The sequence below is a fragment of the Paenibacillus sp. RC21 genome (genome assembly GCF_044907935.1).
Lineage (GTDB): Bacteria > Bacillota > Bacilli > Paenibacillales > Paenibacillaceae > Paenibacillus > Paenibacillus terrae_A.
Map to the genome: position 1 here is coordinate 749,345 of NZ_JBIYCS010000002.1, position 13,552 is coordinate 762,896.

Sequence of the window (13,552 nt, forward strand, 5' to 3'; positions counted from 1 at the left end):
AAAACGGTTTAGCCTTCGTCCTTCTGATCCGACACGGTTTTTCTTTCGTTTCATTCAGTTTGCCTTCCGGACTAACCCTTCTTATGCAACAGGGCCGCTTGCTGGCGGACCTTGTGCCAATCCTCGGCAGTTACCGAGGAAGGACTGTAGCGCGCTTGTTCAAACAGCTCCAGCAGCAGATGCAGAATTGAAGCGCGTTCCGGTGATTCAACTGACCATCTGCCGACCGATTCCCTCAGCGTCTCGTGGCTAGTACGTGCAAACCCCTTACTCCGCATGTAACGGAGCCAGCGCTCGGTTTCGACGATCACCTTTTCGTCCGGGGTCAACGGCTTTCCTTTACGCAGACGCAGCAGATAAAAATGAATATCTGCCCGATTACGCCATACGATATAAGCGCCCCACAGTACGATAACAGCCACTGCCGCCGCTATGATTACAGGATGAATCTTCGTGCCTTCCTCCGAATTGGCCTGCGATGTCTGCGCAGACTGTTCAGGCTCAGGCTGATCTTTCACTTCTGGAGTATCAGGCGTTTTCGAATCCTCCTGCTCCGTAAGCAACGGCATATCAAAGCCCGGCGTGGCTTCTACAGGAACCCAGCCGTATTCACCCAGATACACTTCGGCCCAGGAATGAGCATCCGCGTTGGTAACGGAATAGGAAGACATATTTTCGTTACCATCGCTGGTCGTTGCATCATCCGAAAATGTTTGCTGACCAGGTGCATATCCTTTGACCCACCGTGCCGGAACACCAACGGAGCGGGCCATCATAACCATCGAAGTGGAATAATAATCGCAATAGCCTTCCCGAATCTCAAACAGAAAGGCATCCACAAAATCCTTGCTTCTTTTGCGAGAAAGATCCGGATTGTTTGTATATGCATAATTTCGCTGTAAATATTGCTGTAGCAGTCCGACCTTTTCATAAGGTGTCTTCGCCGATGACGTTACATTTTGAGCCAAATCACGCACTCGCTTCGGCAGCTCATTCGGGATTTGCAAATAGGCTTCCTGCTTGTTCTTTCCATACAGCTCATTAAACGTTTTCTTGCGCAGCTCTTTCTCCGGGATTACAGGTACATGTGACACCAGAGTATACGTTTTCGGATAAGCAGTTCTTCTGGAGGATGAATTCCAAAGCAGTTCTGCCTGTTCCGGTTTCCAACGCAATCCGTCTGCCCGCGAGTCTCTGTCCACCGATTGAACACGATGTACCGAATACGCGCCGAACAAAACCGGATAGCTCTGATCATTTTGCATCGTAATGGTCTGAACGACCTGCTCGGTCGAATGCAGTGTTTCTTGTGTATTTTCCAGCTCTGCCGTCATTGGCACATCATTCAGCGTTTGGTCGTCGTTGTCTGCATCACTCCAGCCCGTACCGGAATACGTTCGCTTCGTCTCGCCCCGCCAGTAGCTTCGCTGGTTCGTCGTGATGGTCATTACGGGAGAGTAGTCAAAATTAAACCCCCCACCCAGTCGATTATCCTGCCGACTATAGCCCGATGCTGTACTCATCCGCTGATTCATAGCCCCGGCTCCATTGTTAATACCAACGGTAGATGAGCTATTTCGCTGGGTCCAAGCCGTATATGGATCCGTTAAGGTCGGCTCTATCTCTGGCATATTCACGCCAGCCATAATAATCAAAGCAAAAATGACCGCAATATTGGCTGCAATTTTGTACGGGTAACGGCGAATGTGTTTCCAGCCTTGAGGATAGTGCTGCCGAAAATACTGCAAATGCTGAGTCACCAGCCAACCCATACCCGCAAAGACCATCCATGCGACTTCTTCCCACAGCACGGTTGGCGTGAACGAATCAAGCACTGCCAGCGCGGCAATATTAATACCCACAAAAACCAGAATGCGCTGCTTCGTCGTAACGATGAGTGGTAACATCTCAATAACAAGCCAAGCGATCAGTGAAAACCAGATATACGGAGACATATTCGATATAAATTGATCCAGACGGTTTGCAAAACCCCCGAAAGGAATAATAATCGAGTAGGACACGAGCGTCCGGTACAAAATAAAAAATAACGTCGCCGCTTTGACGATAAATTCAATCCAAGGCCGAAGCGGCAGCAAAATTTTCACCAGAGCCAGCATCGTAACCGTCGCCAATACAAGCGTTCTTGTCTCTTCAAGCCACAGCACTGAAGCAAAGGACACCCATTGCATGGCAATAATAATAATCCATAAAAATGTAAAAGCCGCAGCCCAGGAGCCCTTCAGCGATTGTAGCCAGTTCTTCATAGCGTCCCTCCCCCCATTACAGCTGGAAGCTCTTCAAGACTCGGAACATGATAACCCTGAATGCCTCTTGTACGAAGCATGCTCATCCATTCTTCTGCCTGTCCCTCACTTGAGCCTTCTCCGATATAAACGTGGCACGGGGTCATCCCCCGGGTATCGACCCAGCGAAGAAGCTCCAACGCCTGATGATCCTTCAACGGACTAATCAGCACAAAATAGCAGCCTTGTGGAAATTGCCGAACACCGCTTTCTACAGCGGCCATAAGACTGCCTTGAGAAGTGGTGTGTATGTCTACCAAATGATGCATCATCCGTTGCCGTTCCATCATCTGCTCACTGGGCTGAAAGACAGTGCCTGTTTCCCCTGCCGTACAAAGACCTACTCCCATCCGCTCCCGTCCGCCATATTCCAGCAATGAAGCGATTGAGGATACGGCCAGTTCAAACTGATCGGCATTTACATAATGTTTCGTGTGTATGTCCAGTACAAGCATCGTTTTCGGAACCGTCTCATGCTCAAATTCCTTGGATTTCCAGCTTCCTGTACGTGCGGTCGCATTCCAATGGATACGTGAAAAACGGTCCCCATATACATAGTCCCGCACTCCGTTAATTTGTGTCGTTTCGCGGCGTGTTCGAGTCTGGACGGTCTGTGGCCCGGACATCCGCGAGCGACGGTCATTTAACTGCCAATAGGGAATGAATACCGTGCGGGGCAGTACCCGAAATTCACCGGGTGCGTTTAACATGCCTTTATGCTCCAACAGGCCGAAGATATCCTCGCTCACACACTCCGTTTGCGCAAAATAATAGCTTCCCCGCTCCAACGCAGGGGTCTGGAAGGCAAGCTGTCCGCTTCCTTTCATGCTGGGGATAACACTGTCCTCAAACGACCAGGATTCACCTGTATGACGCTTGAGCACCTCACGAACAATGATATACGGCAGTGGAAGAAAGCCAGGAAGTCTCAAGCTCAGCTTTACATGCACCTGATCTCCCGCATGCAGTAGCTCCCCGAACTCTGAGCCTTGCGAAAGCTGCCTTGAACCCTGAACACGGCGTACCCCGCTCAACCCGACGATCCATAAATAAATGACTAACAGCGTAACCATGGACAATAGCATGACTGACGTCTTGCCACCCTGAAACAACAGATATAGCAGACATACCACCCATATGGCCATCAGAAGCCAGATGCGGCCTGACAGCCGGAGGAGCCTGCGCTTCCTTTTGACTTTCTTCATTCCCTACGGACGCTCCATTCGCACGGGTACGTTCACCTGCCGAAGGACAGCCTGAAGTACAGACTGGGCGTTGGAGCTGTCGAGACGCGCCTCGGGACGAAGCAGTAAACGATGCGCCAGCACATAAGGTGCCAATATTTTCACATCGTCAGGAAGCACGTAATCACGATTTTCCAGAAAAGCGTACGCCTTGGTGGCCATCACAAAAGCAAGCGCCGCCCGCGGGCTGGCTCCCAGCAGTACCGATGAATGCTCTCTGGTCGCACGTACGATATCAAGTAAATAGGACGTAACTGCCTCGTCCATGTACATTTCTCTGATTTCCTGCTGGATTGCGGCTATCTGTTCCATATGCGCTACCGCCTCCAGTCGATCTGCCGGCTGCCCCTCCTGATGACGAAGCAGCATGTTCCGCTCAGTCTCCATATCAGGATAGCCGAGACTGATTTTGAGCATAAAACGATCAAGCTGCGCTTCCGGCAGCATATAAGTCCCTTCAAAATCAATCGGATTTTGCGTAGCACACAGCATAAAAGGATGAGGCAGCATATGCGTTTCTCCATCCACGGTTACACTTCGCTCCTCCATCACTTCCAGCAAAGCCGATTGCGTTTTCGTCGTTGCCCGGTTAATTTCGTCTGCCAATAAAATATTTGTCATTACAGGACCCGGACGAAAATAAAAGCGCTCATCCCGTGGATGAAATATGGAAACCCCTGTTATATCACTGGGGAGAATATCAGGATTACATTGAACACGGCGGTAATCACCGCGCATGGATTTGGCAAGAGCCTTGATCATTTGCGTTTTTCCCGTACCCGGAACGTCCTCGATCAGAATGTGCCCACCCGCCAGCATAGTCGTTAGCAGTAATTTTATTTCAAAGGATTTACCTAATATGCATGATTCCAGATTAGCTCGGATTGCAGATACAATCTGCACAGATTCTTGACGCACGGGCATAGCCTGTAAACCTCCTAGATAGCAACATGTTTCCTATTATTGTACATGAAGGAGGGCATAGAGTATACTTGAGTCCTTTTCCAGATGTTCGAGCCAGTGCTACAGTTTGGCAGCATTTTGTATGCAGACATATAAAAAAGCCCTCCGGTCATTCAGATCCGAAGGGCTAATTTTTAAGCTTATTTAATTCAGCATTTTGCATCATTCGATTACCAACGCTTAAAAGTACAATATAAGTTTATCCTTTTGGACGTACAACCAGAGCTGCCAAAAAAGAGAATATAATCGCCGAGGAAATCCCTGCACTTGTCACACTAAAAATCCCTGTAATGACACCAAGCCATCCGTCCTTTTCCAATTCGGTTAATGCGCCGTGTACGAGTGAGTTACCAAAACTGGTAATTGGAATCGTCGCACCCGCTCCGGCAAATTTGATAAGCGGATCGTATATCCCAACGGCATCAGCAATTGCACCTGCTACCACCAACGTACTCATCGTATGTGCCGGGGTCATTTTAATGACATCCATCATCAACTGACCCACGACACAAATGGCACCACCGACTAAAAAAGCCCATAGATATATCATACTTTTCCTCCCGCTTCGAAAGCTACAGCATGTGCAATGCATGGAATGCTTTCTCCTTGCTGTGTCGACAAAGGAGACAGCAATGCCCCGGTCGCCACGACCAGTACCTTCTGAAGTTCTCCCTTTTCGAGCCGTTTTAACAAATGCCCGTAGGTTACAACAGCCGAGCATCCGGCACCACTGCCGCCTGCAATGACTTGCTTTTGTTTGTTCAGGTCATAAATAAGTAAACCGCAATCGTTAAATTCCGTCTGACTCACATCAATATTTTGCTTTTTAAGCAGCTCCTTGGTAATCGGCAAGCCTACTGAGGCCAAATCCCCCGTTACAATAAGATCATAATAACCAGGGTCCCGGCCTGTATCTCGAAAATGGGACAACAAGGTATCTGCCGCCGCCGGAGCCATCGCCCCTCCCATGTTAAATGGGTCTTTAATCCCCATATCCGTAACACGTCCAATGGTAGCGCAATCTACCACCGTACCTGACTTGGCATGTCCCACAACTGCGGTGCCTGAGCCGGTGACGGTATATTGGGCCGTTGGAGGCTTCTGTGCTCCGTATTCCGTAGGATATCGGAACTGCTTTTCCACAGTACAGTTATGGCTCGTCGTACCCGCCATTACATAGTCGCCCGCCTCTGAATCCACAATAAGCGCGGCTAAGGCCAGACTTTCCATCGACGTAGAGCAGGCTCCGAAAACACCCAAATAAGGAATCGCGAGCTTGCGCGCTGAAAAGGAGCTACTGATAATTTGATTCATCAGATCACCACTGATAAAAAACTGTACTTCCTCTTTGTTCAAATTGGCATTAATTAACGCTAGCTCAGTAGAGTGCTCGAACAATCTGCGTTCCGCTTTTTCCCATGTTTTTTCGTTAATTTCGAGATTGTCATAAATGTAGTCAAAATCCGTGGACAGCGGCCCCTCTCCTTCATCCGGGCCAACAACGGTTGCACTTCCAACGATGCGCGGTCTGGATTCAAACTTCCAGGTTTGTCCTCCCTGTCTTCTCATAGATGGTTACCCCCTACTCCAAGAAAGGCGTAGATGACACCTACAACGAACGCTGCCACCACCCCGAATACGATAACCGACCCTGCCAGCTTGAACATATTCGCGCCTACACCGAGCACCAGCCCCTCAGAACGATGCTCCAGTGCAGCCGAACACATCGAGTTGGCAAAGCCTGTAATCGGTACAGCGGTTCCTGCTCCCGCCCATTGGGCAAACTTGTCGTACACCCCGAAGCAGGTCAATATGACTGCCAGCAGGATCATCATGGATGAGGTCGGCGGTGCCGCCTCCTTGGCCGAAATGTGCATCCCTGCCATGAAGGCTTCCTGAATTGCCTGACCAATCACACAGATGCCGCCTCCAACCAGAAAAGCCCGCACACAGTTGGCAAAAACGTTTGTAGACGGCTCGTGCTTTTTGGAAATACTCTGGTAGTCCTTTTCATTTATGGACAACGGCGGCGTATTGGTACGAAAACCGCGTTGGCCAGATTTAGCTGGCATCATCCACCACCCCTTATTTGTAAATTCCGCACTTTGCGGTTCGGATTCATTGTGTCCTTATCATTATTAGCTTTATGGGGAATTGTTATGTCAGGAAAATGATATCGTGGACATTCCGTACAAATCCATTCATACTGGATGGATGACGACCACTGGTTAATTAATAAGGAGCGAGGTATAACATCATGGAATCAAAAACATTAGAACTGTTTAAAACCTTAACGGAGTTTCCTTCCATTCCGGGGCATGAGCGAGAGCTGCGGGCATGGGTTAAAGAACGGATATCCGGTTATACGGACGAAATCGTGCAAGATCGTTTGGGTAGCCTTTTCGGCGTGCTGCGCGGTGAAGAGAACGGACCGCGTGTGATGGTTGCGGGCCATCTGGATGAAGTCGGATTTATCGTCAATGGCATTACGGAAAATGGTATGATCCGCTTTCAGCCCGTTGGAGGCTGGTGGAGTCAGGCCATCATGTCACAACGTCTTCAGGTGCTGACTCCGAATGGGCCGATTATTGGTGTCGTTGGCTCAGTATCGCCCCATTTGCTGGATGAATCACAACGTAGCAAGCCCATGGACATCAAGCATATGTATCTGGATATCGGCGTGGACAGCCGTCAGGAAGCGCAAGAGCTGGGTATCGTGCCGGGAACAGCCATTGCGCCGATTTGTGATTTTACTCCACTGGCGAATCCGAAAAAAATCATGGCTAAAGCGTGGGATAACCGCTATGGTGTAGGCTTGGCTATTGAACTGCTTGAAGCGTTACATAAGGAAAAGGACAAACTGCCTAATACGCTGTATGCGGGAGCTACCGTTCAGGAGGAAGTGGGATTGCGCGGCGCACGCACGGCAGCCAACCTGATTCAACCGGACGTTTTCTTTGCACTGGATTGCAGTGCGGCCAACGATATGGGTGGTGATCCGAACGCTTACGGGCATTTGGGTAAAGGCGCGCTGCTACGGGTATTTGATCCGGGTATGATTACACATCGCGGGATTGTGGAATACGTGCAGGATATGGCGGAAACGCACAAGATCAAGTATCAATATTTCATCTCCACAGGTGGGACCGATGCAGGTCAGGTTCATTTAAGCGGAATTGGAGTGCCCTCCACCGTCATTGGCATTTGCGGACGATACATCCACACTTCCTCGTCCATTATTCACACCGACGATTACGATGCAGCCAAAGAACTGATCGTCAAGCTGGTACAAAACCTGGATCGTACGACACTGAATACGATTATTGAACGAGCTTAAGGTATTCTCAGAAAAGTACAATCTATTAAAAACAGTCAAAACACGTTATACATGTTTTGACTGTTTTTTTGATTTAATAGAGCTACAAAATAGAGCGCTTCATATCAAATGCTTATAACGAAGTAAAGCGATAATAACAAGTACAGCCGTCAAGGCAATGCAGATGTTCTCCACCTGCGCCCCTTTGCGCGTTCCGGTACTCATCAGCTTAAATCGCAGCTTCCATTTGAGCGGTGGCAAAGGTTTAATTCCGTTATTCGTCAAGGAATCTGCCAACAAATGCAGCAGATACGCCAAACCACCAGCCAGCCATATGCTGTCACCGTGCAGACGGGTTGTACCGTACAGCAACGCAGTCCATGCGACTGTTCCGTACACCGTATGCGTCAATCCCCGGTGAGGGACAAGCGTACAGATAATCAGCAGGCACCCGGCAATGTAATTCCATGGCGCATATGCTTCCCCATACCAGGCTAAGCCAACCCCAATCAAAAAGATAATAACCTTTCGCATCGATCGTGAAGGCATAAAGGAAGCGCTGATCATCAGTAAAGCCAGAACAAGATTCCACGGCGGTGGAGCCATACGGGTGAAAAATACCCAGCCCGCAGCCCCAATCATCAAAAGCTGTACGAGTCTGAGCATTTTGGTAGGCAACGCACGACTCACGAGCATGGAGTTAGGCTCGTCAATATCCGGCAACAGTGAACCGACTACAGCGGCAGCCACGGCAGCCGGAGTCACTTCGTATCCGTTCAAGGCTAATACCGACAGGGAGACCCCGGTTCCAATAATCAAATGGGCTCTTCCCATCATGGTGCATAACATCCTTTCGTTGCAGCATACAACAGAGTTCGACATCACTCTATTTGAATCAGCATGATTCGATTGTATACGACAAACAAAAGGAGAACAATAGTTCGCTTATTCTATTTAAAGGATATCGTCCAAAAGTCCCGGTCAAAAATTCGCCTTAGAGTATTTTTTGGAACAGTGCGATAACTTCCTCTTTGGTTGGCTGAAACGGATTACTGGGCGCACACGCATCCTTCATCGCATTGTCGGCTAACAGATTCAGGTCCGGGTCCGTTACTCCCAACTCAGACAAGCGTTTCGGAATTCCGACCTCCTGTGCCAACCCACGGATGGCATCCACGACAAATTCAGCACACTCCTCATCCGTTCGCCCTCTGACCGAGAATCCAATCGCTTGAGCGATAGGTCTGAATTTACGAGGAACATGCTGCGCATTGGCCTCCTGTACATAGGGCAGTAGCATCGCATTACACACCCCATGTGGAAGATCATACACACCTCCAAGCTGATGAGCCATCGCATGCACATATCCCAACCCCGCATTGTTGAAGGCCAGCCCTCCCAGAAAAACAGCATACACAAGCTTTTCCCGAGCCTCAATATTTTGACCGTTCTCCACAGCATCAGGCAAATAACGGAATATCAGTTCGACAGCAGCCAGGGCAGTGGCATCGGTGACCGGATAAGCTCCCGGGGTAACCAGCGCCTCAATCGCATGAGTAAGCGCATCCATACCTGTCGCAGCAGTTAATTCGGCTGGCTTACCCACCATTAATTCGGGGTCATTTACAGAGATGGAAGCCAGACTGTTTTTATCAACCATGACCATTTTGACCTTACGCTTCTCATCAGTAATGACATAGTTAATGGTGACCTCGCTGGAGGTACCCGCCGTTGTATTCACTGCCACAATAGGAACGGACGGGCGTTTGGATTTGTGAACGCCTTCATATTCTGAAATATGTCCTCCATTGGTGACAATGATGCCAATGGCTTTGGCCGCATCCTGAGGTGACCCACCACCTACCGAGACGAGAACATCACATCCGTTATCCTGAAACACCTTGACTCCTTCGTGAACATTGTCACAGGTAGGGTTAGGTTGCACACCATCATACACGATATATGGAACTCCATGCTGCTCCAAAACAGCAATAACCCGGTCGGTAATCCCATTTCGACGCAGCCATTTATCCGTCACGATAAGCGCTTTCATAAATCCTTTCTCTTGCAACATCGGTCCCAGATCTCTAAGACATCCAATCCCCATCAAATTCACTGGCGGTACATAAAAGATGTTCCTCCCCATACGTAAACCCCTCCTCTGTGTTAATCGTTCTCCAGTCATCTCTGCTCTCTGTTATCATGCATCTTCTTGATACTACCATCAGATCGAGCAGACATCTGCGAAAAAAAGCACAGTTCAGCAATTCTTTTAAAAACATGCAATAAGGCCTAGAAGCATGTTGACAAACTTTTGCAATATTTTCTTTTTGCCTCAAAAGCCTATTGTACTATTTGAAATATTATGTAATATAGTGTTTATATTTACTATATGAATCTATTAAATGAACAAGGAGGAAATAATTATGCAAAAGAGTTCTGCGATTCGCAAGTTCAAAACGATTGGTCTGGCATCATTGCTAAGTCTTGTTTTGTTCGCTCTCCCCGCTTCTGCTGCTTGGAATGATACATACACGGGGTACGCTACCTATACCGGATCTGGCTACTCTGGAGGAGCACTGCTGCTTGATCCAATCCCTTCCGATGCAAAAATTACGGCTCTTAACCGCACACAACTGAATTATAATGGAATCAAAGCCGCATTGGCAGGAGCATATCTGGAAGTCCAAGGCCCCAAAGGGAAAACAACAGTCTATGTAACCGATATTTATCCTGAAGGCCCAAGTGGTGCGCTTGACCTGTCCCCGAATGCTTTTAACCAAATTGGCAATCAAATTGATGGAAAAATCAATATCTCATGGAAAGTCGTCAAAGCCCCAGTTACTGGAAACGTCTCCTACCGCATTAAAGAAGGCAGCAGCCGGTGGTGGGCAGCTATTCAGGTACGCAATCATAAATATCCTGTCTTGAAACTGGAAGTCCAACAGAACGGACAGTGGCTCAACCTTGAAAAACAGGACTATAACCACTTTCTGGGTACAAACTTAGGGAACCAGCCTCTTAAAATCCGGATTACAGACATTCGCGGTGTGGTGCTGAACGATACCCTCCCGGCCCTAGCAGAAAATGGCACGGGCGATGCCTATATTGTCAAAGGTAATGTGCAATTCCCTGACTGATTGCAGGTATCTTCTCACAGCTTGAGTCCTGTCAGGCACAAATGGGTGCTTCCTACCCATGTGCTGTCCAACTCGTGACAGGCTTTATGTAATCCCCAGGCTGGGAACCGACGCAAGCGATTTTGCGTGTTGGGTTCCTGGCCTTTTTACGAAAAAGTCATTATTTTTCATAAAAAATTAGTTTGTTCACTGTCCTGTTCACAGGAAGGCACGTATAATGAATACATATTAGGGTGTATTTTGGCTATATGCACATAGACAGGAGACCTGCCCACATGAGCAATTTCAAAAAGCATCACAAGCTTCATAGCAAATTGCTGATCAGTATCACGTTATGTATTACGCTGACGTTGCTGGTATCTACCACGGTGTATTATTTTTATTATATTCGGGTGGAGAAGGAGCAAGCATTCGAAGCCAATCATAGCAGCCTGGCACTGAGAAGCAGAGAGGTCATTAACATGACATCTATCGCCCAATCGTTGGCCTTCCAAATGTACCGCAGCAGCACCCTGTCCAAGTTGTTGTATTACCCCAAACCCAATGTATATGATGTAACCGCTGCCATGTCTGAGCTGAACAATTATCTCAATTCTATGCCGTACATTGAATCCATCTATGTGTATAATCCGAAAAGCGACACCTTCTACATTGCATCCTCACGGGGGCAAAACGGGTTATACAGCAAAAGTGAACTGGTTGATACGGATATTATACGCGTGCTGGATCATTATCAGGATTATAAGCCATTTACCCCTATTCCACGCACCTATCCTTTGCTATCTGCGTCAGACTCCGTTGCCGGAGCAGATCAAGCCAGCACAGACATCGCCGCCTATACGTATTTATGCTACGACGCAATCAACTCGAACGAAGCGATGAATTCGGCTGTGATCGTCAATGTATCTGCGACTTGGATGAACAAGGAAATGGCGACGAATCCGGCATCAGGCGGAACGGCTTATATTTTGGACGATCAAGGCAGACTTTTATCCGGCGCGACACTGGCAGACGAAGCATTGAACGAAAAAGAACAGCTATGGCTGCACACCCGAGTCAAAAAACAGGAAACAGGATATTTTGTAGAAGATTTTCACAGTAAAAGATCACTCATTTCTTATACCTCCCAAGACGGATTGGGTTGGCAGTATATTAGTGTCACCCCATATGAAAGCGTTGTCAAAATGGCGAGTGTTATCCGTAATGCGATGCTGTTCATTGCCGCCGTCATTGCATTGGCAGGGTTCGTGGCCTCCTGGCTGCTGTCCAGAATGCTGTATACCCCCATTGGACAGATCGTTGTCCATATGAATTCACTCGAATCAGAGAAACGAAACAGCATGTATACGATCCGGCAAAACATTTTACAGAATATTATTCGGGGGGTTCAATTGCTTCCTGCTGGAGAGGAACCGGAGCGGTTGCTTGAGCTTGGAATCACATTCCAGTTCGACAAAGACTATCGGCTGGTGCTGCTGCGTATAGATGAATATGTCCGGTGGCAAAGCGAACGCGGTCCTGACCTGCTGCCCTATAAGTTTGCCATGATGAATATTGCTTCTGAAATATGCGGGCAGACGTACCAGGTGGAAGCCGTGGATATCGACGAAGACAGCGTCCTACTGCTGCTCAACATTCTTGATCCTGCGGAGCATACGGATACCGTGCTGTTGGAAACCTTATTGCGCCAAATACGCGAAGCTTGCCATGAGTATTTAAAGCTGAGCGTATCGCTAACCTATAGCGCCATCGCAAGCCAGTCGGAACGGCTGCATCTGTTGTACCGTCAGGTACAGGAAGCGTCCATGCACCGATTTTTTCAAGGGCACGGGTGTATCATTGATGCGCAGAACACAATTGAGGCACATGCTCAAAATGCCTACGTATATGCGTCGGATAAGGAGAAAAAATTGCTCGACACGCTGTTATCTGGTCATACGGAGGATGCTCATGGCATGTTCAAGGACTTGCTGATGCATATGGAAAAATATTCGTTTTCCGTCGTGCAGGTGGCCATATCCCGGCTGATGATGAGTGTGAATCATGCCATTCAGCATATGAGTGAGCGTAATGGATTTGCTGCCGAATCTATACCTGAATTGCCGTCCGCAGATCAGTTGGAGACGGCCCTGGAGCTTATCGAGCAATATCAATTGGTCTTTGATCATGTCCGCTCCAACCTATTGGAAAAACGAAACACGAAACAAGAGCGGCTAGTACGGCAAATTAATGAGCGAATAGAGCAAGCCTATGCTGATCCGGATTTTTGCCTCAACCAGATCGCTGAAGAACTGGATATGTCACCGATCTATGTCAGCAGACTATACAAGCAACAAACCATGTCTACCATCGTAGATGTCATTCAACAGCTACGCATTCGCAAAGCCTGCGAGCTGCTGGAGCAAACCGACTGGTCGGTAGCTGACGTGGCAGAACAAACCGGATTTGCGAGCAGCTCTTATTTTCACCGCATGTTCAAGCGTAGCTTGGGCGTGACGCCCACAGATTTTCGTCGTTCTAAAGCAAATGCGCAATAAGGTAGACTGAAAAATGCTTCCGTAAAAAGTTCTGGCTACTGTATGCGGC

General features: G+C 48.3%; 11 protein-coding genes. 3 read left to right on the top strand and 8 right to left on the bottom strand.

All coding sequences use genetic code 11. The features are described 5' to 3' along the window. Positions 1-71: 71 nt before the first annotated feature. From ABIA61_RS08700 to spoVAC, 6 genes are all read right to left on the bottom strand, one after another. Positions 72-2,264, bottom strand: a complete 2,193-nt coding sequence (locus ABIA61_RS08700; RefSeq protein WP_404518706.1) for a transglutaminase TgpA family protein — start codon at positions 2,262-2,264, stop codon at positions 72-74. After that, positions 2,261-3,508, bottom strand: coding sequence for a DUF58 domain-containing protein (locus tag ABIA61_RS08705; RefSeq protein WP_283652579.1), 1,248 nt, complete (start codon positions 3,506-3,508; stop codon positions 2,261-2,263). The genes ABIA61_RS08700 and ABIA61_RS08705 overlap by 4 nt, the downstream gene beginning before the upstream one ends. Before the next feature lie 3 nt (positions 3,509-3,511). Next, positions 3,512-4,471, bottom strand: a complete 960-nt coding sequence (locus tag ABIA61_RS08710) for an AAA family ATPase (protein WP_283652580.1) — start codon at positions 4,469-4,471, stop codon at positions 3,512-3,514. A 238-nt stretch (positions 4,472-4,709) separates the two neighbouring features. After that, complete coding sequence (gene spoVAE / locus ABIA61_RS08715; protein ID WP_014282555.1) at positions 4,710-5,060, bottom strand: stage V sporulation protein AE; 351 nt, start codon at positions 5,058-5,060, stop codon at positions 4,710-4,712. After that, complete coding sequence (spoVAD, locus tag ABIA61_RS08720; protein WP_283652581.1) at positions 5,057-6,079, bottom strand: stage V sporulation protein AD; 1,023 nt, start codon at positions 6,077-6,079, stop codon at positions 5,057-5,059. The genes spoVAE and spoVAD overlap by 4 nt, the downstream gene beginning before the upstream one ends. Beyond that, the gene (gene spoVAC, locus ABIA61_RS08725; protein WP_283656300.1) at positions 6,076-6,582 is read right to left on the bottom strand and encodes a stage V sporulation protein AC; all 507 of its coding nucleotides are present in this window, start codon (positions 6,580-6,582) and stop codon (positions 6,076-6,078) included. Before spoVAC ends, spoVAD begins: the two co-directional genes overlap by 4 nt. A gap of 185 nt (positions 6,583-6,767) precedes the next feature. Here spoVAC and ABIA61_RS08730 point away from each other — a divergent pair, with 185 nt between their 5' ends. After that, positions 6,768-7,847, top strand: coding sequence for a M42 family metallopeptidase (locus ABIA61_RS08730; RefSeq protein ID WP_283652582.1), 1,080 nt, complete (start codon positions 6,768-6,770; stop codon positions 7,845-7,847). A gap of 99 nt (positions 7,848-7,946) precedes the next feature. Here ABIA61_RS08730 and ABIA61_RS08735 read toward each other — a convergent pair whose 3' ends face one another. Together ABIA61_RS08735 and ABIA61_RS08740 are read right to left on the bottom strand one after the other, a co-directional pair. Further along, positions 7,947-8,663: a metal-dependent hydrolase gene (locus ABIA61_RS08735; RefSeq protein WP_283652583.1), complete on the bottom strand. Its 717-nt coding sequence runs from the start codon at positions 8,661-8,663 to the stop codon at positions 7,947-7,949. A gap of 157 nt (positions 8,664-8,820) precedes the next feature. Next, a complete protein-coding gene (locus tag ABIA61_RS08740; protein ID WP_283652584.1) occupies positions 8,821-9,972 on the bottom strand; it encodes an iron-containing alcohol dehydrogenase in 1,152 nt (383 codons plus the stop codon). 280 nt (positions 9,973-10,252) lie between these two features. On the opposite strand from ABIA61_RS08740, the gene exlX reads away from it, so the two are divergent. Together exlX and ABIA61_RS08750 are read left to right on the top strand one after the other, a co-directional pair. Continuing rightward, positions 10,253-10,966 carry an expansin ExlX gene (gene exlX, locus ABIA61_RS08745; RefSeq protein ID WP_283652585.1) on the top strand — a complete coding sequence of 238 codons (714 nt, stop codon included), beginning with the start codon at positions 10,253-10,255 and terminating at the stop codon, positions 10,964-10,966. Between the two features lie 275 nt (positions 10,967-11,241). Then, positions 11,242-13,503: an AraC family transcriptional regulator gene (locus tag ABIA61_RS08750; protein ID WP_283652586.1), complete on the top strand. Its 2,262-nt coding sequence runs from the start codon at positions 11,242-11,244 to the stop codon at positions 13,501-13,503. Positions 13,504-13,552: the final 49 nt, after the last annotated feature.

Excerpts from the sequence above, each read along its gene's own strand:
- exlX (WP_283652585.1), top strand. The coding sequence starts at position 10,253 with ATGCAAAAGAGTTCTGCGATTCGCAAGTTCAAAACGATTGGTCTGGCA.
- ABIA61_RS08740 (WP_283652584.1), bottom strand. The coding sequence starts at position 9,972 with ATGGGGAGGAACATCTTTTATGTACCGCCAGTGAATTTGATGGGGATT.
- spoVAE (WP_014282555.1), bottom strand. The coding sequence starts at position 5,060 with ATGATATATCTATGGGCTTTTTTAGTCGGTGGTGCCATTTGTGTCGTG.
- ABIA61_RS08710 (WP_283652580.1), bottom strand. The coding sequence starts at position 4,471 with ATGCCCGTGCGTCAAGAATCTGTGCAGATTGTATCTGCAATCCGAGCT.
- ABIA61_RS08750 (WP_283652586.1), top strand. The coding sequence starts at position 11,242 with ATGAGCAATTTCAAAAAGCATCACAAGCTTCATAGCAAATTGCTGATC.
- ABIA61_RS08700 (WP_404518706.1), bottom strand. The coding sequence starts at position 2,264 with ATGAAGAACTGGCTACAATCGCTGAAGGGCTCCTGGGCTGCGGCTTTT.
- spoVAD (WP_283652581.1), bottom strand. The coding sequence starts at position 6,079 with ATGAGAAGACAGGGAGGACAAACCTGGAAGTTTGAATCCAGACCGCGC.
- spoVAC (WP_283656300.1), bottom strand. The coding sequence starts at position 6,582 with ATGCCAGCTAAATCTGGCCAACGCGGTTTTCGTACCAATACGCCGCCG.
- ABIA61_RS08705 (WP_283652579.1), bottom strand. The coding sequence starts at position 3,508 with ATGAAGAAAGTCAAAAGGAAGCGCAGGCTCCTCCGGCTGTCAGGCCGC.
- ABIA61_RS08735 (WP_283652583.1), bottom strand. The coding sequence starts at position 8,663 with ATGATGGGAAGAGCCCATTTGATTATTGGAACCGGGGTCTCCCTGTCG.
- ABIA61_RS08730 (WP_283652582.1), top strand. The coding sequence starts at position 6,768 with ATGGAATCAAAAACATTAGAACTGTTTAAAACCTTAACGGAGTTTCCT.